We start from the raw sequence: 24,788 nt of genomic DNA, 5'->3' as shown, positions 1-24,788 counted from the left end.
TTAAGTCCTGTTTTGGGTGGCGGGCGGGGTGGTCGGACGGGACTTGGGCGGCACGACCACCGTGCCCGTGGCGGTCACCGCGACGATCGGTTCGGCCAGCACCTCAGCGGCCGAACCGCCCGTGCCGCGGCACACCACCGTCGACGTGAACTCGATCTTGCGCGACCGGGTGCCCATCTTGACCACCGTCGCGGTCACCTCGAGCACGTCACCGGCCTGCACCGGCGCCTTGAACTGCACGTCGTCGTACGAGGCGAACAACCCCTCGTCGCCGTCGAGCTGGATGCACACCTCGGTCGCCACATCCCCGAACAGGCCCAGCGAGTACGCCCCGTCGACCAGGTTCCCCGCGTAGTGGGCGTGCGCGTACGGCACGTAACGACGGTGCTTGACGGTAATCATGCGGCGCTCCCGATGAGGGCATGGACGAGGTAGGAGGCGACTTCTCGGGGAGTCGTACCCCGGGAGAAGATCCGGTCGACGCCGAGCTCGGCGGCCATCAGCTCGTCGAAGCGCGGCCCGCCCACGATCAGCAACGGCCGCTTGCCCGCCGGCATCGCCTCCCGGAACGCCGCCGACATCTGCCGCGTGTTCAGCAGATGCGCGTCGCGCTGCGTCACCACCTGCGACACCAGCACCGCGTCGGCCTTCTCCGCCCGCGCCGTCTCCACCAGGTCCGGCACCGACACCTGCGCGCCCATGTTCGTCACCGCCAGCTCCCGGTACGACTCCAGGCCCTTCTCCCCGGCGATGCCCTTGAGGTTCAGGATGGCGTCGATGCCGACCGTGTGCGCGTCCGTACCGATGCACGCCCCGACCACGTTGAGCCGCCGCCGCAGCTTGCGCTTGATGACCGCGTTGATCTCCTTGGCGCTCAGCAGCGGGAAGTCGCGCTCGACGACCTGCACCTTCTCCGTGTCGACCAGGTGGCTGACCTTGCCGTACACGACGAAGAACGTGAACCCCTCACCCATCGGCTTGGCGTGCACCAGCATCGCCGGGTCCATGCCCATCTTGTTCGCCAGCTGGATCGCGGCGCCCTCGGCGCGCTTGTCGTGCACCAGCGGCAGCGTGAACGACACCTGCACCATGCCGTCACCCGTGGTGTCCCCGTAGGGCCGGACGATGCTCATGACTCCAGGGCCTCCGTCACCGGGTTGTAGTAGCCGGCCTCGTGCCTGGCGACCCCGTCCAGGCCCTTGCCCCGGTCCGCGGGCCGCTTCATGATCCCGAACGTGCCGTCCGCGATCGCGTTGAGCATCCCGTCGTCGACGACCCGCTCCAGCAGCTGCACCGCCTCGCCGAGCACCGCGTGCGCCCGCTGCTGGATGAACCCGCCCGGCGCCGGCACGAAGTCCTCGTGCAGGTTCCCGGCCCCGTTGAGCACGTACCGCACGTTCTGCAGGGCGATGTCACGGTCCGACAGCCACGGCGTCACCACCGCCTCGGTCATCATCCCCACCAGCAGGATCCCCTGCCCGGTCAGCGCACCCACCAGGTTGAAGAACCCATCCAGCAGGTTGCCGCGGAACACGTCCCCGGTCATGTGCTTGGTCGGCGGCATCCACTTCAGCGGCGCGTCCGGGAACAGCTCCCGCGCCAGCAGCGCGTGCGCCAGCTCCAGCCGGAACGACTCCGGCAGCTCCGGGTTGATCTCGAACGCGTGCCCCAGCCCCAGCTGCCAGTCCGCCAGCCCCGCCTCGTGCGCGAAGAACTCGTTCAGCAGCTGCGACACCGTCACCGTGTGCGCCGCCTCGACCGCGTCCGCCGTCGTCAGGTAGTTGTCCTCACCGGTGTTGATGATGATCCCCGCCCGGGCGTGCACCTGCCGCGAGAACCGCTGGTCCACGAACGTGCGGATCGGGTTGATGTCGCGGAACAAGATCCCGTACATCGAGTCGTTGAGCATCATGTCGAGCCGCTCCAGGCCCGCCAGCGCCGCGATCTCCGGCATGCACAGCCCCGACGCGTAGTTCGTCAGCCGCACATAGCGGCCCAGCTCCTTCGACGACTCGTCCAGCGCCGCCCGCATCAGCCGGAAGTTCTCCTGCGTCGCATACGTGCCCGCGAAACCCTCCCGGGTCGCCCCCTCCGGCACATAGTCCAGCAGCGACTGGCCCGTCGACCGGATCACCGCGATCACGTCCGCGCCGGCCCGCGCCGCCGCCTGCGCCTGCGGGATGTCCTCGTAGATGTCCCCGGTCGCCACGATCAGATAGATCCACGGCCGCCGCGGCGGGTCACCGTACCGTCTGATCAGCCGGTCCCGCTCGGCCCGGCGCCGGTCCACGACCTTCAGACCCGCGTTGGTCGCCCGCCGCGCAGCCCGCCGGGCCGCCGCAACCTCCGCCTTCTTCTCCGGTACGGCGAACCGCACCGCACCCGCCGCGGCCTTCTGCGCCAGCACCGTCACATCGTCCAGACCCTCGGCCGCCAGCGCGTGGAACACCGGCACCGCCACCCCGTGACCCAGCCCGACGTCGGCGCGCACCGCGTCCACCAGCCGGTTCACCCACGGAATACCGTCGGAGTCCGCACCCCGCACCCCCGCCAGGCGCAGCACCGCCCGCTCCACCGACACGGTCGTGTGCGACCGCGCCAGATCCACGACCGGCTGCCCCGCCCGCGCGGCGAGCTCCCTCGCCCGCCGCACGACCACCGGGTCCAGACCCAACTTGCCCAACGTCACTCCTCGTAGATGGTCTCGCCGGACAACACCGTCCGGCGGCACACCGGCCGCGCCGGCACCTCACCCTCGACCCCCGGCAGCAACGCCGGCAGCCCACCGTCCAGGCCACCCGGCGTGTCCCACACCGCGAACGTCGCCTGCGCACCCGGCGCCAGCACCCCCGCGTCGTCCACCCGCGCCGCCCGCCAGCCGCCGCGCGTCGACGCCCCGAACGCCGCCCGCACACTCATCCGGTACACCGGGTTGCGCGGCGCCGCCGCCGCGACCACCGCCGCCCACGGATCCAGCGGCGTCACCGGCGAATCCGACCCGAACGCCAGCGTCACCCCCGTCGCGTACATCGCACCCACCGGGTTCGACGCCAGCGCCCGCTCCACACCCAGGCGCTGCGCGTACATGCGGTCGCTGCCTCCCCAGAGTGCGTCGAACACCGGCTGCACGCTGGCGACCACGCCGAACTCGACCATCCGGGCGATCATCGCCTTGTCCGCCAGCTCCACATGCTCGATCCGGTGCCCGCCGTCGCGGACCCGGTCCACCCCGACCGCCTTCGCCGCTCTTCCGAAGCCCTCCAGCACACTCTCGATCGCCGCGTCCCCGATCGCGTGGAAGCCGCCCTGCACCCCCAGCTCGATGCACTCCAGCAGATGCGCACCCGCCTGCTCCGCCGACACGAACGCCTCACCACAACCGTCACCGTCGGCGTACGGGCTGCGCACCGACGCCGTCCGCGACCCCAGCGCCCCGTCCGCATACAGGTCACCGGCCGCACCGACCGCGCCCAGATCCTTCGCCCGCTGCGCCCCGCCCAGCTCACCCCAGTAGCCGAACACCCGCGGCAGCCCTCGGCCCGACAACGCCAGCACCGACGCGAAATCCTCCTCGCTGGACGTACCCGGACCGGCGCACTCGTGCACCGCCGCCACCCCCCGCGAGGCCGCCAACCGCAACGCCGACCGCTGCGCCGCCTCCCGCTGTGCCGCCGACAACGACCCCAGCGCCACCGCCCGCACCGCGTGATGGGCCTGCTCCCGCACCCACCCCGACGCGGCGTACCCCGGCACCCCCTCGATGCCGGGACACGCCGCCAGCAACGAGCGCGACGCCAGCGCCGAATGCACCGACGCCTGCGACAGATACACCCGCCGCCCGCCGGCCACCCGCTCCAGCTCGTCGGCGTCCGGCGGCGCCTGCACCGCCCACGTCGACTCGTCCCAGCCGTGACCGTGCACCACCGCGTCCGGCCCGCGCGTGCCCGCGAACGCCGCCACCGCCGCCAGCAACTCCGGCGCCGACCGCACACCCGACAGATCCAGGCCGTCGGCCGCCAACCCGGTGTCCGTGGCATGCACATGCGCATCCACGAACGCCGGCGTCACCAGAGCGCCACCCAGATCCACCACCGCATCGGCCGACGGCGCATCCGCCGCCCCGCCCAGCCACGCGATCCGCCCGTCGCGCACCAGCATCGCCGTGGCCCGCGGATCCGCCGCCGAATAGAACCGGCCCTGGGTGTACAGCACCGAAGGAGAAGTCATGACCGTCAGTGTGCCGAAACCCGCGCCTCGAACAACGCCCGCACGGCAGGAGTGCGCCGCACCACATCCAGCGCGAACTCCGCGTGACCCGGCACGTACCCGTTGCCCACCAGCATCGTGACGTCCGCCGCCAGGCCCTCCGCGCCCAGCGCCGCCGCCGAGAAGCTCGTCGCCATCGAGAAGAAGATCACCGTGCCGCCGTCGGCCGTGCTCAGGATCGCCCCGTGCTCACAACCCGGCACGTCCACGCACACCACCGTCACCGTCGCCGGACCACCCAGCGCAGCCACCACGGCCGACGACACCGCCACCGGATCCCGCGCATCCGCCACCGCGACGTGGTCCGCCAGCCCGGCCGCCGTCAGCGACTCCCGCTCGGCGTCCGAAACCACCACCCCGACCGTACGGGCACCCGCCAGCCGCGCCGCCGTCAACGCCAGCGACCCGCTCTTACCGGCACCACCCAGCACCGCCACCGACACCGGCGCGCCGCCGTCCGCGTACTCGCGCACCACCCGGTCCGTCAGCGCCGGCGCCCCGCACACGTCGAAAACAGCCAGCGCCAGCTCCGGCGCCAGATCGTCCGGCAGCACCGCCACCACCGAACGGCCGAACAGGATCGCGTGCCCCGACGCCGGGACCTGCTCACCCCGGCCGTCCCAGCGCTCCAGCCCGTCGTCGATCACCAGCGGCGTCAACGTCAGCGACACCAGCGTCGCCACCCGGTCACCCGGCTTCACCGGCAACGGCGACTCACGCCCCACCTCGTCGACGACACCGATCAGCATCCCGCCCGACCCGGTCACCGGGTTGTGCATCTTGCCGCGCGTCCGCACGATCTCCAGCACCTCGGCCCGCACCGCCGCACCGTCACCACCGTGCTTGCCCGCCAGCTGACGGAAACTCGCCGCGTCCAGGTTCAGCCGCTCCACCCGGATCCGCACCTCGTCCGGACCCAGCTCCGGGCGCGCGTCGAGCTTCCACGCCGCCTGGGGCAGCACACCCGCCGGCTCGACGACCCGAGACAGCCCCACCGCGAACGTCATGCCCACCATCCTCACGAGAAACAAGCTGCCAGATCGCCGGTACACCGTAAATCCTCCGGGCCGACGGTTTCTAGACCGGAGATTCTCCAGTATCGTCGGAGTCGATCACACCCCGACCCCAGGAGGCACCGTTGCCGCAGCTGGACGCGACCCCGGACACCACCGCCGGCCAGCCGTACGAATACCGGCGCCGCCCCCTCGCCGAACCCGACTGGACCCGCTTCCCCGGCTGGCGCGACATCACCCAGGCCCAGTGGGAGAACGCCCAGTGGCAACGCGTCAACTGCGTCAAGAACATCAAGCAACTGCGCACCGTCATGGGCGACCTGCTCGACGAGGCCTTCTACGCCGACCTCGAAACCGACATGCAGCGGCTCGCCACCATGTCCATGCTCATCCCGCCGCAGATGCTCAACACCATGGTGCCGGACCGCACCCCCGACACGGAGTCGTTCTACGCAGACCCCATCCGGCGCTACATGCTCCCCGTCGCCACCGACCGCCACCTCGACTGGCCGTCACACCCCCACGCCACCCGCGACAGCCTCCACGAGCACGACATGTGGGTCGCCGAAGGCCTCACCCACCGCTACCCCACCAAGGTCCTCGCCGAGCTCCTCAGCACCTGCCCCCAGTACTGCGGCCACTGCACCCGCATGGACCTCGTCGGCAACAGCACCCCGACCGTCGACAAGCTCAAACTCACCCTCAAGCCCGTCGACCGCTACGACGCCCACCTCGCCTACCTCAAGGCCCACCCCGGCGTCCGCGACGTGGTCGTCTCCGGCGGCGACGTCGCCAACGTGCCCTGGAAGCAGCTCGAGACGTACCTCATGGGGCTGCTCTCCGTACCCACCGTCCGCGACATCCGGCTCGCCACCAAGGCGCTGGCGGGTCTGCCCCAGCACTGGCTCCAGCCCGACGTCGTCGAAGGCCTCAACCGCGTCGCCATCACCGCCGAACGCCGCGGCGTCAACCTCGCCGTCCACACCCACGTCAACCACGTCAACTCACTGACGCCCCTGGTCGCCAAGGCCGCCCGCACCCTGCTCGAAGTCGGCGTCCGCGACGTCCGCAACCAGGGCGTCCTCATGCGCGGCGTCAACGCGACGACACCGGACCTGCTCGACCTCTGCTTCGGCCTGCAGGGCGAAGCCGGCATCCTGCCGTACTACTTCTACATGTGCGACATGATCCCCAACGCCGAACACTGGCGCGTGCCCGTCTGGTACGCCCAGCAGCTGCAGCACGACATCATGGGCTACCTGCCCGGCTACGCCACCCCCCGGATCGTCTGTGACGTCCCGTTCGTCGGCAAGCGCTGGGTCCACATGGTCGCCGAGTACGACCGCGAGCACGGCATCTCGTACTGGACCAAGAACTACCGCACCTCCATCGAGCGCGAGGACCCCGAGGCGCTCAACAAGCTCTACGCGTACTACGACCCGATCGACACGCTTCCGGAGTCCGGCCAGGACTGGTGGCGCAAGCAGATCGCGGAATGACGAAAGGGCCCCGGGAGAATCTCCCGGGGCCCTTTTCCGTACGGCTCAGCTGAACGCGTCGCGCACATCCTTGCCGGCGTCCTTGACGTGCTCGCCGGCCTGCTTGGCGTGCGCGGAAGTCTCCTGCGCCTGGCCCTCCGCGATGAGCCGCTCGTTGTCCGTGGCGTCGCCTATGCCCTGCTTCGCCTTGCCGGTCAGCTCTTCGGCCTTGTTCTTGACCTTGTCCGTGAAGCTCATCGTCAACCTCTCATCGACTCGAACTTGTTCTTGTTCTTGTCGGTGAATTCAGTGCCCGAAGGGCTCGTCATTGAAACCCCGCCACTCCCCGGAGACCCGGCGCACATCGCGTAAGGCATCCTAGGATCCTGAGATAGAGGTGATGGCACGATGGGCGCATGGTCGACCGTGCCGCGCAAGCCGCCTCCTTCGGACCCGCCGCCGCCACCTACGAACGGGGCCGGCCCGGCTACCCGGCCGAGGCCCTCGACTGGCTCCTGCCACCCGGGCGGCCCCGCGTCCTCGACCTCGGCGCCGGCACGGGCAAACTCACCCGCGCCATCGCAGCCCGCGGCCTCCCCGTCACCGCCGTCGACCCCTCCGACGGCATGCTCACCGAGCTGCGGCGGGTGCTCCCGGGCGTACCGGCACACATCGGCACCGCCGAGCACCTGCCACTGCCGGACCACAGCGTCGACGCCGTCGTCTGCGCCCAGGCGTGGCACTGGGTGGACCTCGCTCACGCCGTACCCGAAACCGCCCGGGTCCTGTCCCCCGGCGGCCGCCTCGGTCTCATCTGGAACCTGCGCGACGAGACCCACGACTGGGTCCGGCGCCTCGGCGAGATCCTCAACTCCCCCGAGGAACCCCGCCGCACCGACATCGGGCCGCCGTTCGGACCGGTCGAGCACCGGGTCTTCCGCTGGACACACCGGCTGAATTTCGACCGGCTGCTCGCCCTCGTGTCCTCCCGCAGCTACGTCATCCTGCTGCCCGACGACGAGCGCGAAGCCCTGCTCGACCGCGTACGAGACCTCACGGAGACCCACCCCGACCTGGCCGGACGGGACGTCTTCGCACTCCCCTACGTCACCGAATGCGCACGGGCGTCCCTAGAGGACTGAACGCCACACGTCGAGGTGCGCGCCGATGTAGGCCGCCGCACCGCCCCAGTGCTCCCCGTGGCCTTCGGCCCACAACCGCGACCACGGCTGCGCGCCCGTCCTCCACCCGTCCTCCAGCAGCCGGGCCATCGCCCGCGTACGCTCCTCGAGCTTGTCCGGCAGCAGCTTCCGCTGCGCCGCACCGAGCCGGTATCCGTCGGCGACCGCCGCCACCCGCGGCCCGTCCACACCCGGATCACCGCCGGCCACGAGCGGCACGAACGCCTGCACCACGTACGCGAGATCCCACAACCGCGTCCCGGGCGCGGCGGCGTCCCAGTCGATGAAGGTCCACACGTCCCCGTCGCGGATCAGGTTCCACGGCGCGAGATCCTGATGGCACACGAGGTCGGCACCGTCCGCCGGGATGGCGACGTCCCACCGCGCACCCGCCGGCGGCACGAAATCCTCCGCCGCGTCGTGCAACGCGCGGACCACACCGCCGAGCCGTACCAGCTCCGCGGAGGTCATCGGCGGCGCGAGCTCGCCGAGCACACCGGGGACGTACCGCAGGACCTGCCGGCCCTGCTCGTCACGGCCGACGACCTCCGGCACGGCCTCGACGCCCTTCGCCGCGAGATGGCGCAGAAACGCGTGCACCGCCGGGGTCGCCGCGGTCCACGGCTTGCGCACGGTGTCCCCGATGCGCAGCACCTCGTCGGCGTTGTTGCCGCCCTCGAGACGCTCCGCCGTCACGCCGTCCAGCCGCGGCGGATGTGCCACTGGTCGTCGTCGCCGTCGGTCGGGTCGTACGGGGCCTGCACGACCGGCTGCGCCGGGACCATCTCCTCCGGGGTGATCCGGGGCGGCATCTGGCGGTAGTCCTCGCGGCTCTTCGCCGCCGGCTCGGGCTTCTCCATGAGCGTGAGCCTACCGCACATCGCCTAGAGCATCCTAGGATGACGTCTGCCCCGCGCGCGCGGTACCCGGTGCGCCGCGGGGCTTTATCCGGCCGCCGCCAGGAAGTCCGAGTAGAACACGCCCAGGCCGGCCGCCACGCAGACGCCGGCCACGGTCCAGAACCGGACCACGATGTTGACCTCGCTCCACCCGCCCAGCTCGAAGTGGTGGTGCAGCGGCACCATCCGGAAGACACGTCTGCCGGTGGTCCGGAACGAGACGATCTGGATCACCCAGGTGATCGTGATGATGAAGAAGAGCCCTCCGATGAGGATCGAGAGCAGCGTGGTGCGGGTCGCCACCGCGAGCCCGCCGATCAGAGCCCCGAGCCCCAGCGCGCCCACGTCGCCCATGAAGATCCGTGCCGGGGACGTGTTCCACCACAGGAAGCCGACGCAGGCGCCGGCGGCCGCCGCCGCGATCATGGCGATCTCGAGGGGGTCGCGTACCTGGTAGCAGTAGTCGTGCGCGCGGACGTACGTCTCGTCGGCGCACCAGTGCCGGTACTGCCAGTACCCGATCAGCGCGTACGCGCCGAGCACGAGCGTGCAGGCACCGGTGGCCAGGCCGTCGAGGCCGTCGGTGAGGTTCACGCCGTTCGACATCGCCGTGATCACGAAGACGAAGGCGATCACCGAGCCGACCTTGCCGACGTTCAGCCAGCTGATGTCCTGAATGAACGAGATGTGCTCGCTGGCCACGGTCTGGCCGTTGGTACTGGCCACATAGAGCGCGGTGATGCCGAACCCGGTGCCGATGATCGCCTGGCCGAGCAGTTTGCCCCTGGCGGACAGGCCGTCGGAGTTGCGCTTGCGGACCTTGAGGAGGTCGTCGACGAAGCCGACCGCGCCGCAGAAGACCAGCAGGCCGAGCAGGACGAGGCCCGTCATGGTCGGCTTCTCCTGCGCGATCTGCCGCTCGGGCAGCGTGGTCAACGCCAGGTGCCCGGCGACGTAGGCAACGAGTGTCGCCACGATGAACGCGACCCCACCCATCGCCGGGGTGCCCTTCTTGCCCTCGTTCGAAGCGAGGCCGAGGGAACGGATCGGCTGCCCGGCCTTGAGCGCGCTGAAGACCCGGATCGCCACCGGCGTGCCGAACAGCGAAACGATGAAGGCGACGGCGGCCGCGACGATGACCGCCCTCACGAGCGAGCCCCCACGAGATCTTGAGTCACGGGACACGAGCTTGCCATCCGGCGACAAGCCGAGCAGCCCAGGGTATCGCGCAAAACCGCGGCAATGTTCTCGTTGCAATCCGAGCGTAGGCTGCCCGCGTTCTCACGTTATGCGTTCACTTGATGACATTGCGTATGGGCGAGGTGGCGGCAATGCACAGCGAGGTTCTCTCCGTCCTGGACACTCACCTGGCGGAACTCCAAGCGCTGCGACGCGACCTCGTGGCGGCCCGCCCGATCGGGCCCGGAGGGCGATGGCAGATCACGGCCGACGCCGCAGCGTCCGCCCGGCGGTGCGCGCGGCGGCTCGGGATCCTGCTGGCCGGCAGGACCGTCCGCCGGATCTCCGGGCCGGGCTTCCTGGTGCGGCGGGCCCAAGTTCGGCACCGCAGCAGCAGGTGGCTGATCACGGCGGTCCCACCGACACGTGCACCACGCTGACCGGGCTCCTGTCGCATGACCGACCGCTCACAGGACGCGACAAACCGGAATTCCCGTCGGCGCTATCGGGTGACGAGCCCTCGCGGGTGATTGACCGCACTTCCGGCGCTCCGCTTTCGTGAACGCATGAACGCAGAGGTCACACCCGATCCAGAGGCTCCCGGCCGAGTCGTCGAGGCGCTGCGTCAGCGGTGGCCGCAGCTTCCGGTCGCAGTCATCGCCCAGCACGTCGCGCAGGTCTTCGCAGCGTTCACGAACGCGACCGTGCGCGACTTCCTGCCCGTCCTCGTCGAACGCGAGGTGCACCGCCGACTGTTAGCCTCCACCCGGATCCCGTCGGCACGCTCCTAACCCGAACCGGAGCCGGTGTCACACCCCGCTGGGCATCCTAGGAGGCTAGCCTTGTCGGGACGGGCGAGCGCGCGCGCCGACCGAGCTCAGAGCGCGACGCCGGTCACAGTGGACCGCAGAGGACCGTCAGCCGGCCGCGGGTCCGGCCGGCGCGATGCGGGGCGGCCGGTTCTCGTACGGCGTGCTGAGCACCACCGTCGTACGGGTCGTCACGTTGGCGGCCGTCCGGATCTCCTGCAGCAGCCGTTCGAGATCAGCCGGGCTCGCCACCCGTACGAGGAGCATGTAGAAGTCCTCCCCCGCCACCGAGTAGCAGGAGTCGATCTCCGCGAGGTGGGCCAGCCGTTCCGGCGCGTCGTCCGGCTGCGACGGGTCGAACGGGCGGATCGCCACGAACGCAGTCAGCGGCAGCTCCAGCGCCTCGTACGACACCGTGGCCGTGTAGCCGCTGATCACGCCGCGCTGCTCGAGGCGGCGGACGCGCTGGTGCACGGCCGACACGCTCAGGCCGACGCGCTCGGCGAGGTCGGTGTAGGACAGCCGGCCGTCCGCGGTGAGGGCGCCCACGATCGCCCGGTCGATCTCTTCCACGGCGTCAAGATACCGGTCGAGGCAGGGGCGCCCGCAGGTGGTCGGCGGCGGCTCAGTCGCGCGTCAGGGCGCGGGAGATCACCAGCCGCTGGATCTGGTTGGTGCCCTCGACGATCTGCAGCACCTTCGCCTCCCGGAACCAGCGCTCCACCGGGTGATCGCTGACATAACCCGACCCGCCCAGCACCTGCACGGCGTCGGTCGTCACCTTCATCGCGACGTCGGTGGCGAACAGCTTCGCCTTGGCCGCCTCCGTCGAGAAGGGCCGGCCCGCGTCCTTGAGGCGGGCCGCGGCCAGCAGGAGGGCCCGGGCCGCCGAGATCTGGGTGGCCATGTCGGCGAGCATGAAACCCACGCCCTGGAAGGAGGCGATCGGCCGGCCGAACTGCAAGCGCTCTTTCGCGTACGCACAAGCGTGGTCGAGCGCCGCCTGGGCGAGCCCGACCGCGCACGCCGCGATGCCGAGGCGGCCGGCGTCCAGGGCCTGCATGGCGATGCGGAAGCCGGCGCCCTCGTCGCCCACGAGGCGGTCCACCGGGACCCGGGCGTCGTCGAGCACGATCTGCGCCGGCGGCGACGAGCGCAGGCCCATCGTGCGTTCCGGGGTCTGGGGCAGCAGCCCGGGCGTGTCGGCGTCGGCCAGCAGGCAGGAGATGCCGCCGGCGCCGGGACCCCCGGTGCGGCAGAAGATGTTGTAGAAGTCGGCCTGCCCGCCGTGGGTGATCCACGCCTTCGTGCCGGTCACCACGTACTCGTCCGCCTCGCGCACGGCCCGGGTGGTCAGCGCCGCCGCGTCGCTGCCGCCCTGGGGCTCGGACAGGCAGTACGCCCCCAGCAGCTCGCCGCCGAGCATGTCGGGCAGGGACTTGCGCTGCCCCTCGGTGCCGAACGCCGCCACCGGGAAGCAGGCGAGGGTGTGCACGCTGACCGCCTCGGCGACGGCGAGCCAGGAGCCGGCCAGGACCTCGAGGACCTGCAGGTAGACCTCGTACGGCTGACCGCCCCCGCCGTCGGCCTCGGGGTACGGCAGGCCGAGCAGCCCGGCGCGACCGATGGTGCGGAGCACGTCGCGGGGGAACTCGCCTTGTTGCTCGTACCGGGCGACCCGTGGCGACAGCTCGCCCTCGGCGATCTCCCGGGTGAGCCCCAGCAACTCGTACGCCTCTTCGGTGGGAAGGATCCGCTCGACCGTCACGACAGTGAGCTTAACGGCCGTTAGGTTCCGGCGTCAGCTCGGCCCCACAGAGGTGGCACATCGGCAACATACGGTCAAAGTGCCAGCGCGTCGACCAGCCGACGCGCCGAACCGGCGAGATTCCACCGCTCGGCGAGGGCCAGCAGGGCGTCGGCGTCCTTCGGCGCCCGGGGCAGCTCCGGGTCGAAGTCGGGCAGCGGCACGTCCAGGGCCACCCGGCACACCGGCAGAGCGGCCGCGAGATAGTCCTTCGCCGCCGCCAGCTTGGTGCGCAGGCCGGGCGCGAAGCCCGAGGCCGGGTCGTCGAGCGCGGCGACGATCTGCTCGACGCCGCCGTAGCGGGCGATCAGCCGGGCCGCCGTCTTCTCCCCCACGCCCGGCACGCCTGGCAGGCCGTCGCTGGGGTCGCCGCGCATCGCCGCGAAGTCCGCGTACCACCGGGCCGGAACGCCGTACTTGGCCTGGACCGCCGCGTCGTCGCTGTCCTCCAGCTTGGCCACGCCGCGGCCGCAGTAGAGCAGCCGGGTGCCGCGGGAGTCGTCGACGAGCTGGAACAGGTCGCGGTCGCCGGAGACCACCTCCACCGGGGCCGGCTGGGTCGCCGCCAGCGTGCCGAGCACGTCGTCGGCCTCGTACCCCTCGACGCCGAAGGCCGGGACGCCGACCGCCTCGAGCACTTGCAGCAGGACCGGGATCTGCTTCTCAAGCGCCGCGGGAACCTCCTCGACGTCCCCGTGCGCCACCCGGTGTTTCTTGTACGAGGGCACCAGCGCGACCCGCCACGCCGGGCGCCAGTCGGCGTCCAGCGCGCACACCATCCGCCCCGGGCGACGGGTGCGGATCAGCTGGGCGAGCATGTCCATGAAGCCCCGGACCGCGTTCACCGGCTCACCCGCTTCGGTGCGGGCGGCGGACTCGGGAATGCCGTGGAACGCCCGGAAGTACAGGCTCGGGGCGTCGACGGCGAGCAGAGGTCGTTCGGTCACGCCCCGACCTTAGTGCGGCGTCGGAACTTTCCGGCGCCGCCGTGCGACTGTATGCCAGGCAGTCGTCTCTTCTCGAAGGTGGTCAGGCGTGCGTACCAGGTTCCGGTTGGTGTCGGTCAGTGTCCTCGCGGGATGGGGGGTGCTCGCCCTCGCCGGGCCCGCCGCCGCGCACGTCGAGGTCAGTGCCGACAAGAAGCAGGCCGGGGCGAGCGAGGTGACGCTGACCTTCCACGGCGAGGCCGAGAACGACGCCGCCGGCATCAAGAGCGAGCGGGTGGTGCTGCCGAAGGGGATCGCCCCCGAGGCGGTCACGCTGGTCAAGGCGCCGGCCGGGTGGACGTTCACCCGCACGGCCGACGGCTTCACCGTAGCGGGCAAGGCGCTCAAGGCCGGCACCGACGCGGAGTGGAAGGTCAAGATCGCCAAGCTGCCGGACGGCGAGACCCGGCTGCCGTTCAAGACCCTCGAGACGTACGGCGACGGCGAGATCTCCCGCTGGATCGAGGTGCCCGAGGATGGTGAGGCGGAGCCGGAGAACCCCGCGCCGCTGATCACGCTGAAGCCTGGTCCCAAGCCGGCGTCGACGGCGGCCGCACCCGCGAGCAGCGCTCCGGTTGCGAGCGCGAGCAGCGTTCCCCCGGTGGTACAGGCGGATCCGGTGTCCGAGACGTCGGACGCGTCCAGCACCTGGTGGATCTGGGTCGTGGTCGGCGCGATGGTCGTCGCCGGCGGCGCCTTCTTCCTGGCACGGCGCCGCCGGAGCTGATACCGCGACCGTCAGGAGATCTCGTACGCCAGGTTGGGCCGCAGCCAGCGCTCGATCTCCTCGACCGGCAGGCCCCGGCGGGCCGCGTAGTCCTCGATCTGGTCGCGGCCCAGCCGGCCCACGGTGAAGTACCGCGACTGCGGGTGGGCGAAGATCAGGCCGCTGACCGCCGCCGCCGGGGTCATCGCGTACGACTCCGTGAGGCCGATGCCGAGCTCCTGCGCGCCGAGCAGCTCGAAGAGGTCCTTCTTCTCGCTGTGGTCGGGGCTGGCCGGGTAGCCGAGCGCCGGGCGGATGCCGCGGAACCGCTCGGCGTGCAGGTCCTCGATCGCCGGTGCGGCGTCCGGCTCGAACCAGTCGCGGCGCGCCTGCAGGTGCAGATGCTCGGCGAAGGCCTCGGCGAGGCGGTCGGCCAGCGCCTTGACCATGATGGACCGGTAGTCGTCGTGCTCGGCCTCGTAGCGGGCGGCCAGCTCCTCGGCGCCGTGGATGGCGACGGCGAAACCGCCGAGATGGTCTTCCTGCGGCGCGATGTAGTCGGCGAGGCTGCGGTTGGCCCGGCCCTGCGGCTTCTCCGTCTGCTGGCGCAGCATCGGGAAGCGGACGCCGTTGTCCAGGACGATGTCGTCGCCCTCGGAGCGGGCGGGCCAGAACGCGTACGCGCCACGCGCCCGGAACGAGCCGTCCGCGATGATCTTGTCCAGCATGGCGTTGGCGTCGTCGTAGAGCTCGCGGGCGACCGGCTGCTCGAGGATCGCCGGGAACTTGCCCTTGAGCTCCCACGCGAGGAACAGGAACTGCCAGTCGATCATCTCCCGCAGCGCGGCGATGTCCGGCTCGACGACGCGCACGCCGGTGAAGGCGGGCGTCGGCAGGTCGGAGAAGTCGACGACCTCGCGGTTGGCACGCGCCTGCTCGATGCTCAGCAGCGGCTGGCTGTGCCGGCTCGCGTGCTGCTCGCGCAGGCGCTCCTGCTCGGCGCGGTTGGCCTCGTCCAGGGTCTTGGCACGGCCCGGGTCGAGCAGGTCGGAGACCACGCCGACGACGCGCGAGGCGTCCAGCACGTGCACGGTCGGACCCTCGTACGCCGGGGCGATCCGCACCGCCGTGTGCTGCCGGGACGTCGTCGCGCCGCCGATGAGCAGCGGCAGCGTGAGGCCGCGGCGCTGCATCTCGGCGCCCACGGCGACCATCTCGTCCAGGGACGGCGTGATCAGCCCGGACAGGCCGACCGCGTCGGCGCCCTCGGCCACCGCCGTGTCCAGGATCTTGGCGGCCGGGACCATCACGCCGAGGTCGATGACCTCGTAGTTGTTGCAGCCCAGCACCACGCCGACGATGTTCTTGCCGATGTCGTGCACGTCGCCCTTGACCGTGGCCAGCACGACCTTGCCCTGGCCGCGCCCGGAGGACTTCTCCTTCTCCATGAAGGGCTCGAGGTACGCCACCGAGCGCTTCATGACGCGGGCGCTCTTGACCACCTGCGGCAGGAACATCTTGCCGGAGCCGAAGAGGTCACCGACGATCTTCATGCCGTCCATGAGCGGGCCCTCGATGACGTCGAGGGGGCGGTCGAGCAGCTGCCGGGCCTCCTCGGTGTCCTCCTCGACGAAGTCGACGATGCCGTGGACCAGCGCGTACGACAGGCGCTCGGCGACCGGGGTCTCGCGCCAGGACAGGTCGACGGTGCGCTTGGTGCCCGAGCCGGTGACCGTGGACGCGAACGTCACGAGCCGGTCGGTGGCGTCCTCGCGGCGGTCGAAGATCACGTCCTCGACGAGCTCCAGCAGGTCGGCCGGGATGTCCTGGTAGACCGCGAGCTGGCCGGCGTTGACGATGCCCATGTCGAGCCCGGCGCGGACCGCGTGGAGCAGGAACGCCGAGTGCATGGCCTCGCGGACCACGTCGTTGCCGCGGAAGGCGAACGACAGGTTCGAGATGCCGCCACTGGTGCGCGCGCCCGGGCAACGCTCCTTGATCCGCGGCAGGGCCTCGATGAACGCCTTGGCGTAGCCGTTGTGCTCGGCGATGCCGGTGGCCACGGCCAGCACGTTGGGGTCGAAGATGATGTCCTCGGGCGCGAACCCGGCCTGCTGCACCAGCAGGTCGTACGCCCGCGCGCAGATCTCGACCTTGCGGTCGGCGGTGTCCGCCTGGCCCTGCTCGTCGAAGGCCATCACGACCACGCCGGCGCCGTAGTCGCGGATCTTCCGGGCCTGCAGGAGGAACGGCTCCTCGCCCTCCTTGAGGCTGATCGAGTTGACCACGCCCTTGCCCTGCACGCACTTGAGGCCGGCCTCGAGGACGCTCCACCGGGAGCTGTCGATCATCACCGGGATCCGGGCCACCTCGGGCTCGGTCGCGATGAGGTTGAGGAAGGTGGTCATGGCGCGCTCGCTGTCGAGCAGGTCGGCGTCCATGTTGACGTCGAGCAGGTTGGCCCCGCCGCGTACCTGTTCGAGGGCGACGTCCACGGCGGCCTGGTAGTCGTCGGCCTCGATGAGGCGGCGGAACTTCGCCGATCCGGTGACGTTGGTGCGCTCGCCGATCATGACGAAGCCGGTGTCCGGGCCGATCGAGAACGGCTCGAGGCCGCTGAAGCGGGTGGTGCGCGCGGGCTCGGGAACCTGGCGCGGGGCGCTGCCCCGCACCGCGCCGGCGATCTCGGCGATGTGCGCCGGGCTGGTGCCGCAGCAGCCGCCGACGATGTTGACGAGGCTCTCGGCGGCGAACTCGCGGATCAGCCCCGCGGTCTGGGCCGGGGTCTCGTCGTAGCCGCCGAACGCGTTGGGCAGGCCGGCGTTGGGATGGGCGGCGACGTACGTACCGGCCAGCCGGGCCAGCTCGGCCACGTGCGGGCGCATCTCGGTCGCGCCGAGCGAGCAGTTCACGCCGACCACGAGGGGCTCGGCGGGTTCGATCGAGCGCCAGAACGCCTCGACGGTCTGCCCGGACAGGGTGCGCCCGGACAGGTCGACGATGGTCACCGAGATCCAGAGCGGCAGCTGCGGGGCGACCTCGCGGGCGGCGGCGATCGCGGCCTTGGCGTTGAGGGTGTCGAAGATCGTCTCGATGAGCAGCAGGTCGACGCCGCCCTCGGCCAGCGCCGAGATCTGCTCGGCGTACGCCGCCTTGACCTTGTCGAAGGTGGTCGTCCGGTAGGCCGGGTCCTCGACCCGCGGCGACAGCGAGAGGGTCACGTTGAGCGGGCCCACGGACCCGGCGACGAACCTGCCGCCGGCCTCGTCGGCGGCCTGCCGGGCGAGCTGGGCCCCGCGCACGTTCATGTCGCGGACCAGCGACTCGAGGCCGTAGTCGGCCTGCGCGATGCTGGTCGCGGTGAAGGTGTTCGTCGTGGTGATGTCCGCGCCGGCCGCGAGGTACTGCCGGTGGACGTCGAGGATCACGTCCGGCCGGGTCAGGTTGAGCAGGTCGGGGTCGCCGGTGACGTCCTTGGGGTGGTCGGCGGCGATGAGCTCGCCGCGGTAGTCGGCGGGAGTGAGCCTCGCGCCCTGCAGCATGGTGCCCCAGGCGCCGTCGAGCACCAGCACCCGCTCGGCCATCAGCCGGCGCAGCGTCGCCGTCACGTCGCCCCGGCTCTGCGTTGTGCTTGACACAGTGACCACCTCCGCGGAGTTCTCGGAGGCGCCCTTGGTCGGTGTGGTTCCAGTCCGAGCGTGGCGGGTCATGCCCGTCGCAGCGCCCCTCGGCCTGGCGCACAAGAGTACCCGAAGACGGTCGTATCGACCGGACGGGCCGATGCCGTCCCGACAGTTGGACGAGGCCCCGCAACGACGCAACGAGTGCCCGCCCGGCCCCTCGCCGGCTCGTCCGGCGGGCCGCCGCCCGCTCGTCCTAACGGCCGGATCTTCCCGTGCCCGCCCTCCTCGATCTGCGAAACCCCTGATCAGCGGGCAGGATGCATCGGTACGCCGATCTTGGGGGGGGACACCGACATGGAGATCCACCATTTCCAGCACGGATGGGTCACACCGGCGGTCAGCTACACGCTGTCGGCGCTCGGGTCCCTGCTCGGGCTGATCTGCGCGACCCGGCTGCGCGCCGCGCACACCCGCGGCGGCCGGCTCTGGTGGCTGACGCTCTCGGCGGTCGCCATCGGCGGTACCGGCATCTGGACCATGCACTTCGTCGCCATGCTCGGGTTCAGCGTGCCGGGCACCCCGATCCGCTACGACGCGACGCTCACCGCCGCCAGCGCGCTGCTGGCGATCGCGGCCGTCGGGGCCGGGATGCTGGTCGTCTTCGGCGGCGAGCGGGCCCGCGCCCTGCGCATCGGCGCGGGCGGCCTCCTCGCCGGGCTGGGCGTCGCCGCGATGCACTACATGGGCATGTACGCCATGCACCTCAACGGCGAGCTCGGCTACGACCGCACCAAAGTGATCGCCTCCGTGGTCATCGCCGTGGTGGCCGCCACCGTCGCCCTCTGGCTGACCGTCACCGTGCAGAAGCCGGTCGTCATCATCGGCGCCGCCCTGATCATGGGCATCGCGGTCAACGGCATGCACTTCACCGGCATGGCGGCGCTCTCGGTACGCCCGGGCGCCCTCGACGGCACACCGTCGGGCACGGCGGCCACCACGATGCTGATCCCGATCGGCCTCGCGGTCATCTTCGCCGTACTGGGCCTGGTGTACGCGCTGATGGCCACCCCGACCGACGAGGACCGGGCCGCCGCGGCGTACCTGGCGGCCCGGCTCGAGAAAGGTGCGGCCGCGAGCCGCCCGGCCGCCGCGCCCACTCCCCCGTTCGGCGGCGTGCCGGCGGCGCCGCACATCCCGCAGCAGCGAAAGTCGGCACTGGGCGGCGCGACATGGACCTACCGGGACCGCTCACGACGCGAGTGACCGGTTGCTGAGGAAGCGCAGGTACTCGTCGCGGTCCAGCGGGTTGCCGTCGCGGCGGGCCTGCACCGGCGCCGGGCCCCGGACGGGACGGTCCCGGCCGGGCCGCGTCCACCACGCGCCCTCGCCGCGGGTCAGCCCGGGCAGAGCGCGGGTGACCTCCTGCGCCGACCGGGCCGGCACCTGACCCGACACGATCCAGGACTCGCCGCGCTGCGTGGAGCCGGAGACCTCCGCGCCGAGGGACGTCAGCCGGCCGAGCACCGCGCCGAGGGTGGCTCCCGGCACCTCCGCCTCGAACGCCTGGCACGGCTCGTGCACCCGGGTTCCGGCGGCCTGCAACGCCCGCAGCAGCACGATCGGCGTGAGCCCGCGGAAGTCGGCGGCGGTCGACGTGGGCGACTTCCACCCGGCGCGGGTCACCGTCACCGTGCAGTCCAGCACCTCCCAGCCGTACAGGCCCTGCTCGAGGGTCGCCCGGACGGCCTCCTCGGTCGCCGTGTGGAACGCCCGGGGAAGGGCGCCCCACTCGACGTCGCGGACGTACCGAAGACCGGAGCCGGGCGGCCCGGGCTCCACCCGCAGGCCGACCGTCGCCCAGAAGTCGCTGCCCCCGTGCTTGTCGAACACGGCCTCGGCCCGGCCCGTGCCGCACAGCCGCTCGACGAACACCGGCCGGATCGGGCCGAAGGCCGCCTCGATCCCGAACTCGCGCACGAGCCGCTCGGCGATCACCTCACGCTGGACCGCGCCGTAGAGCTGGACGGAGCTCTGCCCGTCACCCGCCGGCCGGGTACGGATCAGCGAGTCCTCGTCGGCGAGCGCGGCCAGAGCGGCGTGCAGGCGGGCCTCCTGCCCGGGGTGCACCGGCCGGACCAGCGCCTCCAGACCGGGCGGCGAGAACCGCGCCGCGGCGGCGTGGCCGGGTTCGCCGAGCCGGTCGCCGACCCGTACGCCGGCCAGCCCCCGGACCCGGCCGATGTCGCCCGCCCGCAGCACGTCGCCCCCGCCGGCGACGGTCAGCCCGGTGACCCGGCCGCTGATCGCCCCGCCGGGCCGGCTGAGCCGCAGCCTCCTGCGCTCCCGCACCTCCCCGGCGAACAGCCGCAGCCAGGCGGCCCGCTCCCCGTTCGGCGCCCGCTCCACGGCGAAGACCACACCGCGCGGCTCGCCGCCGGCGGGGCGCGCAGGTCTCAGAAGCGTGGACAGACCGGTGGTGAGATCGCCGACGCCCTCCCCCGTCAACGCCGAACCGAAGAACAGCGGATGCAGCCGGCCGGCGGTGGTCTCGCCCGCGATGTGCTCGCGCAGCTCGTCCAGGGAGCGGTCCGGCGAGGTCGTCGCGCCCGGCGTGCCGGCGGCGCGGACGCCGTTCATCGCGACGACGTCCACGCCGAGCTTGGCGCGCACGTCGTCGACCAGCCCGCCGGTACGCGCCCCGCGCCGGTCGATCTTGTTGGCGAACAGCAGCGTGGGCAGCTGCGACCGGCGCAGGCTGCGCAGCAGCACCCGGGTCTGCGCCTGCACACCCTCGACCGCCGAGAGCACGAGCACCGCAGCATCCAGTACGGCGAGTGCCCGCTCCACCTCAGCGATGAAGTCCGGGTGCCCGGGTGTGTCGATGACGTTGACCCGCAGGGTCCCGAGCCGGAACGACGCGACCGCGGACCGGATCGTGATGCCGCGTTCGCGTTCAAGCTCATCGCTGTCCGTGCGGGTGGTGCCCGCATCGACACTGCCGAGCGCCGCGATGGCGCCGTGGTCGAAGAGCAGGCGTTCGGTGAGGCTGGTCTTACCGGCGTCGACGTGGGCCAGGACGCCGAGATTCAGCGTACGAGACAAGGAGATCCTCAAAGGACGGGAGCGGACTGGTCAGCCGGAGCGTGCCGAGGTCTCGCATGTCGTCTCCCGCAGATTCGAGGTCGCCGTCGGGGGCGACCCTACGGCCGCCGGCCACGCCGCCGCCACCGCATTTCGCCGGCCCGCGCCACCGTATGGTGGACGGCGGCCCCGTCCCCACCGGCGCTGGAGGAGCATGTGATGCCCGACCCCGACCGGCTCCCGCGGCGAACCGTCGAACCCGCTCTGGCCCGCATCGCCTGGCGGGCCGCCGAGCCGATCCACGGCATGATCTATTTCGCCCCGGAAGCCCGCGACCGGTACGCGGCCCTCGGCTTGCGCGACCGGATGGGCTACTTCGCCTCTCGAGCCGCCGCGTTCGGGCCGGTCGGTGCCGAGACCGTCGTCGCGACGTTCTTCAACTTCAACCCCGCGCTGGTACGGGCCGCGATTCCCGCCGCGTGGCGGGCAGCCACGCCCGCGGACATCCTGCGGGCCCGCCTCGAGGCGGCCGACGCCGCACTCCGGCGGGCCTGCGGCCCCGATCTGCTCGCTTCGCCGGAGACGGCGGAGGCCGCGGTCCTGGCCCGGGAGGCGGCCGAAGCGGCGCAACGTCATCCCGCGGGGCGTTCCCTGTTCGCGGCGACCTCGGCGCTGCCGTGGCCCAGCGAACCGCATCTGGTGTTGTGGCATGCGCAGACGCTGCTCCGCGAGTTCCGAGGCGACGGCCACGTCGCGGCGCTGCTCCTCTCCGGATGTTCGGGGATCGAAGCCCTCGTGCTGCACGCGGCGACGGGCGCCGTCCCGGCGGAGGTGCTGCGCCGAACCCGCGGCTGGAGCACCGCCGAGTGGGACGCCACGGTCGGCCGCCTGCGCGCCCGCGGCCTGCTCGAGGCCGGCGACAGGCTCGCGCTCACCGAGGCGGGCCGCAAGCAGCGACAGTGGGTGGAGGACCGCACCGACCTGCTGGCACTGCCGGCGTACGAGGTGCTGGGCCCCTCCGGCTGTGCCCGGTTCGCAGAGCTGGCCGGCACGGTGAGCCGAGCCGTGATCGACGCAGGACTGCTCGACCCCGTGAGGGCGAAGGACAGGCGGAAATGACGCCCGGACTGACGAGGCGGCTGGGCACGGCCGACGCGGTCGTGGTGGGACTCTCGGCGATGATCGGCGCCGGGGTGTTCGCCGCGTTCGCTCCCGCCGCGGCGGCCGCCGGTTCGTGGCTGCCGGTCGCGCTGGCGCTCGCCGGGCTGGTCGCGTACTGCAACGCGATCTCCTCGGCGCGGCTCGCCGCGCTCTATCCGTCGTCCGGCGGCACCTATGTGTACGGTCGTGAGCGCCTGGGCGACCTCTGGGGCTTCTCGGCCGGCTGGGGTTTCGTGGTCGGTAAGACCGCCTCGTGCGCCGCGATGGCGCTGACCTTCGGCGCGTACGTCGCCCCGGGGCACGAGAAGGTGTTCGCGGTGCTGGCCGTCGCCGCGCTGACCGGTCTCAACCTCGCCGGGGTGCAGAAGTCGATGCCGGCCGCCCGGGTGATCGTCGCGGTGGTGATCGTCGTGTTGCTGGCGGTCGTGACGGCCGGGATGACCGGTGGCGGACGGTCCGGCGGGGGGACGGTGCCCGTCGACGCCTGGGGCGTGCTGCAGGGTGCCGGACTTCTCTTCTTCGCGTTCGCCGGGTACGCGCGCATCGCCACGCTGGGCGAGGAGGTGCGGGAGCCGCAGCGCACGATCCCCCGCGCGGTGCCGATCGCGCTCGGTGTCACGCTCGTGCTGTACGCCCTGGTCGCCTTCGCGGTGCTCGGCACTCTGGGCCCGGCGCAGCTGGCCGGCTCCGCGGCGCCGCTGGCGGACACGGTCACCGCGGCCGGCGCGTCCTGGCTGTCCGGCGTGGTCCGGGCCGGCGCCGCGCTGGCCACTTTCGGCGCCCTGCTCGCGCTGATCCTGGGCGTGTCGCGGACCACCTTCGCCATGTCCCGCGGGCGGCACTTTCCCGCGGTGTTCGACGCGGTGAGCGAACGGCACGGCGTGCCGCACCGGGCGGAGCTGGCGGTCGGGGTGGCGGTGATGGTCCTCGTCCTGCTGGTGGACCTGCGCGGCGCCATCGGTTTCTCGTCGTTCGGGGTGCTGGTGTACTACGCGATCGCGAACGCCTCCGCGCTGACGCTGGGGCGGCGGGCGGTGCCGGCGGTCGGCCTGGCCGGGTGCCTGCTCCTGGCCGCCACGCTGCCGCGCGCCTCGGTGCTGGCCGGGCTCGTCGTCTTCGCCGTGGGCGCGCTGGTCTGGGCCGCCGGCCGGCCACGCCATGGGCGCGCCGCACCCCCTTCCCGGCAAGCGCGCTGATAAGAGCGCTTTTGCCCGATATGCTGGTCGAATCGGCCCGCCGCAGCTGCGGCTCCCACCATCGACCGGGCCGGCGGTCCATGGACCGTCGGCCTTCCCGCCGAGGTGCACCCCGCATGCCTTGGATCACCAGCCGTTCGCCCGGCCGCCGAGTGACAGCGCGCGACGCCGCATGGTCCTCGGTCGAGTTCTTCCGGGTGCTGGGGCCGTTTCCCGACGTTCCGGTCGACGCCGTACGCCGGTCCTTGATCGCCCTGCATGCGCAGCGGCCCACCAGCCGGTTCGTCTGCCGGCTCGACCACCGGCGCGGCCGGTGGGTTCCCCTGTCGGCCACCGGCTTCGCGCAGTGGGTGGACAGGCTCATCGTGCCCATGGGTGCCGGCCTGGACGCGGACGCGTGCGCGCGGGTGCTGAACGCGGAGGTCCTCGAGGACCGGCCGATGGTCCTGGCCGCCGGAGGCAGGTTCGGTGGCCTGCGGGCGAGCCACTCCGTGGGAGATGCCCGCGTCACCGACGCGTTGCTCGCCGAGGTGCTGGCCGCGGCAACCACCGGCCGCACCGCCACCTATCCGGTACCGCGGCCGGACCGCCTGCCGTGGGTGCGGGCCTTCGCTCATCAGTTCGGCGGGCACCCCGGGCGCCTGCCGGCCGCGGTCCGGATCCGTCGCCCACCCCCGCCCGCGACCTCCGCCGCGTCCGGCGCAGGCCGGCACCTCACGGTGGCGTACGCCTCGGCGGCGTCCGCCCCTGGGACGCTCACGCAGGTGCGCAAGTGGCGTGACGAACACGCCCCGGGCGTCGCGGTCTCGGCCGTGCTGTTCTCCGCCATGTACGCGACAATGCGGCGCAACCTGGGTGAACCGGATCCGGCAGGGTTCGTCGTGCTGGTGGATGCGCGCCGCTATCTACCCGCGGGACTCACGGTGGAAGGCAACTTCGTGTGGGGTGAGCATGTGCGGCCCACCTCGCCGGAGGATCCGGCCGCCGTCGCCGCCGCGGTCGCCGAGCTCGTGCGGTCCCGCCGTGTCCTGACCATGCTCGGTCTGCACAACCTCCGCTCGGCACTGCACCGGGTCGGCGCACCGATGCTGCGCACCCCCGGCCGTTCGCGGGCCGTCACTCCCGCCACACCGGCGCGGCCGCACCTGACCGTGACGTACCTGGGCCGTAACGACTCCTTCGCCGCTCTGCCATGGTCCCTGCACGACCAGGCCCGCATCATCGGGGTCGTCTCACCCTCCGGTCCCCGCGGGATCACGGTGGCGATGGACGAGCTGGACGACGCGCTGCACATCACGGCGAGCTACCACCCCGAGGTGTTCGACTCCCGCACGGTCACCGCGGCCGTCGTGGACGCCGCGCAGGCGGTCGCCGGCGGCCGCGGCTGACGGCGTCGTGGCGCT

The 24,788-nt window shown here is 72.0% G+C and carries 23 protein-coding genes and 1 riboswitch; of the genes, 9 read left to right on the top strand and 14 right to left on the bottom strand.

Annotated features, from left to right (window positions below):
• Genes AB0J80_RS22370 through AB0J80_RS22350 form a run of 5 tightly spaced genes read right to left on the bottom strand, consistent with a single transcriptional unit; the run spans position 1 to position 5,273 of the window.
• On the bottom strand, positions 1-402 hold the full coding sequence (locus tag AB0J80_RS22370) for a hotdog domain-containing protein (RefSeq protein ID WP_364707912.1): 402 nt from the start codon (positions 400-402) through the stop codon (positions 1-3).
• Positions 399-1,133 (bottom strand): OAM dimerization domain-containing protein, encoded by a 735-nt coding sequence (locus tag AB0J80_RS22365; RefSeq protein WP_364707909.1) that lies wholly within the window; start codon positions 1,131-1,133, stop codon positions 399-401. Before AB0J80_RS22365 ends, AB0J80_RS22370 begins: the two co-directional genes overlap by 4 nt.
• Positions 1,130-2,689, bottom strand: a complete 1,560-nt coding sequence (locus tag AB0J80_RS22360; RefSeq protein WP_364707906.1) for a lysine 5,6-aminomutase subunit alpha — start codon at positions 2,687-2,689, stop codon at positions 1,130-1,132. Before AB0J80_RS22360 ends, AB0J80_RS22365 begins: the two co-directional genes overlap by 4 nt.
• On the bottom strand, positions 2,686-4,227 hold the full coding sequence (locus tag AB0J80_RS22355) for an amidohydrolase family protein (protein WP_364707904.1): 1,542 nt from the start codon (positions 4,225-4,227) through the stop codon (positions 2,686-2,688). The genes AB0J80_RS22360 and AB0J80_RS22355 overlap by 4 nt, the downstream gene beginning before the upstream one ends.
• A gap of 5 nt (positions 4,228-4,232) precedes the next feature.
• Positions 4,233-5,273 (bottom strand): L-erythro-3,5-diaminohexanoate dehydrogenase, encoded by a 1,041-nt coding sequence (locus AB0J80_RS22350; protein ID WP_364707901.1) that lies wholly within the window; start codon positions 5,271-5,273, stop codon positions 4,233-4,235.
• Between the two features lie 131 nt (positions 5,274-5,404).
• Here AB0J80_RS22350 and AB0J80_RS22345 point away from each other — a divergent pair, with 131 nt between their 5' ends.
• Positions 5,405-6,778 (top strand): lysine 2,3-aminomutase, encoded by a 1,374-nt coding sequence (locus AB0J80_RS22345; protein WP_364707898.1) that lies wholly within the window; start codon positions 5,405-5,407, stop codon positions 6,776-6,778.
• A gap of 45 nt (positions 6,779-6,823) precedes the next feature.
• On the opposite strand, the gene AB0J80_RS22340 is transcribed toward AB0J80_RS22345, so the two are convergent.
• Positions 6,824-7,015, bottom strand: a complete 192-nt coding sequence (locus tag AB0J80_RS22340) for a CsbD family protein (RefSeq protein ID WP_106124276.1) — start codon at positions 7,013-7,015, stop codon at positions 6,824-6,826.
• Between the two features lie 158 nt (positions 7,016-7,173).
• On the opposite strand from AB0J80_RS22340, the gene AB0J80_RS22335 reads away from it, so the two are divergent.
• Positions 7,174-7,899, top strand: a complete 726-nt coding sequence (locus tag AB0J80_RS22335; RefSeq protein WP_364707896.1) for a class I SAM-dependent methyltransferase — start codon at positions 7,174-7,176, stop codon at positions 7,897-7,899.
• Here the strand turns inward: AB0J80_RS22335 and AB0J80_RS22330 are convergent.
• From AB0J80_RS22330 to mraY, 3 genes are all read right to left on the bottom strand, one after another.
• Positions 7,888-8,634, bottom strand: coding sequence for a phosphotransferase (locus AB0J80_RS22330; protein WP_364707893.1), 747 nt, complete (start codon positions 8,632-8,634; stop codon positions 7,888-7,890). The genes AB0J80_RS22335 and AB0J80_RS22330 overlap by 12 nt on opposite strands.
• Entirely contained in the window at positions 8,631-8,798 is a 168-nt protein-coding gene (locus AB0J80_RS22325) for a hypothetical protein (protein WP_364707892.1), read from the bottom strand. The genes AB0J80_RS22330 and AB0J80_RS22325 overlap by 4 nt, the downstream gene beginning before the upstream one ends.
• Positions 8,799-8,882: 84 nt before the next feature.
• Positions 8,883-9,986, bottom strand: a complete 1,104-nt coding sequence (gene mraY, locus AB0J80_RS22320) for a phospho-N-acetylmuramoyl-pentapeptide-transferase (RefSeq protein ID WP_364707889.1) — start codon at positions 9,984-9,986, stop codon at positions 8,883-8,885.
• Positions 9,987-10,138: 152 nt separating this feature from the next.
• Between mraY and AB0J80_RS22315 the strand changes: the two genes are divergently transcribed.
• Both AB0J80_RS22315 and AB0J80_RS22310 read left to right on the top strand, forming a co-directional pair.
• A complete protein-coding gene (locus AB0J80_RS22315) occupies positions 10,139-10,456 on the top strand; it encodes a hypothetical protein (protein WP_364707887.1) in 318 nt (105 codons plus the stop codon).
• 126 nt (positions 10,457-10,582) lie between these two features.
• The gene (locus tag AB0J80_RS22310) at positions 10,583-10,807 is read left to right on the top strand and encodes a three-helix bundle dimerization domain-containing protein (protein ID WP_364707884.1); all 225 of its coding nucleotides are present in this window, start codon (positions 10,583-10,585) and stop codon (positions 10,805-10,807) included.
• A 126-nt stretch (positions 10,808-10,933) separates the two neighbouring features.
• Here AB0J80_RS22310 and AB0J80_RS22305 read toward each other — a convergent pair whose 3' ends face one another.
• The 3 genes from AB0J80_RS22305 to AB0J80_RS22295 form a co-directional block, all read right to left on the bottom strand.
• Positions 10,934-11,398 (bottom strand): Lrp/AsnC family transcriptional regulator, encoded by a 465-nt coding sequence (locus tag AB0J80_RS22305; RefSeq protein WP_364707882.1) that lies wholly within the window; start codon positions 11,396-11,398, stop codon positions 10,934-10,936.
• A gap of 52 nt (positions 11,399-11,450) precedes the next feature.
• The gene (locus tag AB0J80_RS22300) at positions 11,451-12,593 is read right to left on the bottom strand and encodes an acyl-CoA dehydrogenase family protein (RefSeq protein ID WP_364707879.1); all 1,143 of its coding nucleotides are present in this window, start codon (positions 12,591-12,593) and stop codon (positions 11,451-11,453) included.
• A gap of 74 nt (positions 12,594-12,667) precedes the next feature.
• Positions 12,668-13,579: a 5'-3' exonuclease gene (locus AB0J80_RS22295; RefSeq protein ID WP_364707878.1), complete on the bottom strand. Its 912-nt coding sequence runs from the start codon at positions 13,577-13,579 to the stop codon at positions 12,668-12,670.
• A gap of 88 nt (positions 13,580-13,667) precedes the next feature.
• Here AB0J80_RS22295 and AB0J80_RS22290 point away from each other — a divergent pair, with 88 nt between their 5' ends.
• A complete protein-coding gene (locus tag AB0J80_RS22290) occupies positions 13,668-14,345 on the top strand; it encodes a DUF1775 domain-containing protein (protein ID WP_364707875.1) in 678 nt (225 codons plus the stop codon).
• An 11-nt stretch (positions 14,346-14,356) separates the two neighbouring features.
• Here AB0J80_RS22290 and metH read toward each other — a convergent pair whose 3' ends face one another.
• The gene (gene metH, locus AB0J80_RS22285; RefSeq protein ID WP_364708229.1) at positions 14,357-17,932 is read right to left on the bottom strand and encodes a methionine synthase; all 3,576 of its coding nucleotides are present in this window, start codon (positions 17,930-17,932) and stop codon (positions 14,357-14,359) included.
• Positions 17,933-17,981: 49 nt separating this feature from the next.
• A riboswitch (S-adenosyl-L-homocysteine riboswitch) is annotated at positions 17,982-18,059 on the bottom strand.
• A gap of 242 nt (positions 18,060-18,301) precedes the next feature.
• Here metH and AB0J80_RS22280 point away from each other — a divergent pair.
• Positions 18,302-19,210, top strand: coding sequence for an MHYT domain-containing protein (locus AB0J80_RS22280; protein ID WP_364707873.1), 909 nt, complete (start codon positions 18,302-18,304; stop codon positions 19,208-19,210).
• On the opposite strand, the gene AB0J80_RS22275 is transcribed toward AB0J80_RS22280, so the two are convergent.
• Positions 19,196-21,049 (bottom strand): translation factor GTPase family protein, encoded by a 1,854-nt coding sequence (locus tag AB0J80_RS22275; protein ID WP_364707870.1) that lies wholly within the window; start codon positions 21,047-21,049, stop codon positions 19,196-19,198. The genes AB0J80_RS22280 and AB0J80_RS22275 overlap by 15 nt on opposite strands.
• Before the next feature lie 198 nt (positions 21,050-21,247).
• On the opposite strand from AB0J80_RS22275, the gene AB0J80_RS22270 reads away from it, so the two are divergent.
• From AB0J80_RS22270 to AB0J80_RS22260, 3 genes are all read left to right on the top strand, one after another.
• Positions 21,248-22,147 (top strand): hypothetical protein, encoded by a 900-nt coding sequence (locus AB0J80_RS22270; RefSeq protein ID WP_364707867.1) that lies wholly within the window; start codon positions 21,248-21,250, stop codon positions 22,145-22,147.
• Positions 22,144-23,385, top strand: coding sequence for an APC family permease (locus AB0J80_RS22265; protein ID WP_364707865.1), 1,242 nt, complete (start codon positions 22,144-22,146; stop codon positions 23,383-23,385). Before AB0J80_RS22270 ends, AB0J80_RS22265 begins: the two co-directional genes overlap by 4 nt.
• Before the next feature lie 116 nt (positions 23,386-23,501).
• Positions 23,502-24,773 carry a hypothetical protein gene (locus AB0J80_RS22260; RefSeq protein WP_364707862.1) on the top strand — a complete coding sequence of 424 codons (1,272 nt, stop codon included), beginning with the start codon at positions 23,502-23,504 and terminating at the stop codon, positions 24,771-24,773.
• Positions 24,774-24,788: the final 15 nt, after the last annotated feature.

It is taken from the genome of Actinoplanes sp. NPDC049548 (genome assembly GCF_040676695.1).
Lineage (GTDB): Bacteria > Actinomycetota > Actinomycetes > Mycobacteriales > Micromonosporaceae > Actinoplanes.
Note: the sequence above shows the minus strand (reverse complement) of the source record. Positions and strands in the feature narration are given on the sequence as shown.

Excerpts from the sequence above, each read along its gene's own strand:
- AB0J80_RS22370 (WP_364707912.1), bottom strand. The coding sequence starts at position 402 with ATGATTACCGTCAAGCACCGTCGTTACGTGCCGTACGCGCACGCCCAC.
- AB0J80_RS22310 (WP_364707884.1), top strand. The coding sequence starts at position 10,583 with ATGAACGCAGAGGTCACACCCGATCCAGAGGCTCCCGGCCGAGTCGTC.
- AB0J80_RS22335 (WP_364707896.1), top strand. The coding sequence starts at position 7,174 with ATGGTCGACCGTGCCGCGCAAGCCGCCTCCTTCGGACCCGCCGCCGCC.
- AB0J80_RS22350 (WP_364707901.1), bottom strand. The coding sequence starts at position 5,273 with ATGACGTTCGCGGTGGGGCTGTCTCGGGTCGTCGAGCCGGCGGGTGTG.
- AB0J80_RS22325 (WP_364707892.1), bottom strand. The coding sequence starts at position 8,798 with ATGGAGAAGCCCGAGCCGGCGGCGAAGAGCCGCGAGGACTACCGCCAG.
- AB0J80_RS22355 (WP_364707904.1), bottom strand. The coding sequence starts at position 4,227 with ATGACTTCTCCTTCGGTGCTGTACACCCAGGGCCGGTTCTATTCGGCG.
- AB0J80_RS22280 (WP_364707873.1), top strand. The coding sequence starts at position 18,302 with ATGGAGATCCACCATTTCCAGCACGGATGGGTCACACCGGCGGTCAGC.
- AB0J80_RS22365 (WP_364707909.1), bottom strand. The coding sequence starts at position 1,133 with ATGAGCATCGTCCGGCCCTACGGGGACACCACGGGTGACGGCATGGTG.
- AB0J80_RS22265 (WP_364707865.1), top strand. The coding sequence starts at position 22,144 with ATGACGCCCGGACTGACGAGGCGGCTGGGCACGGCCGACGCGGTCGTG.
- AB0J80_RS22340 (WP_106124276.1), bottom strand. The coding sequence starts at position 7,015 with ATGAGCTTCACGGACAAGGTCAAGAACAAGGCCGAAGAGCTGACCGGC.
- AB0J80_RS22315 (WP_364707887.1), top strand. The coding sequence starts at position 10,139 with ATGACATTGCGTATGGGCGAGGTGGCGGCAATGCACAGCGAGGTTCTC.
- AB0J80_RS22270 (WP_364707867.1), top strand. The coding sequence starts at position 21,248 with ATGCCCGACCCCGACCGGCTCCCGCGGCGAACCGTCGAACCCGCTCTG.
- AB0J80_RS22260 (WP_364707862.1), top strand. The coding sequence starts at position 23,502 with ATGCCTTGGATCACCAGCCGTTCGCCCGGCCGCCGAGTGACAGCGCGC.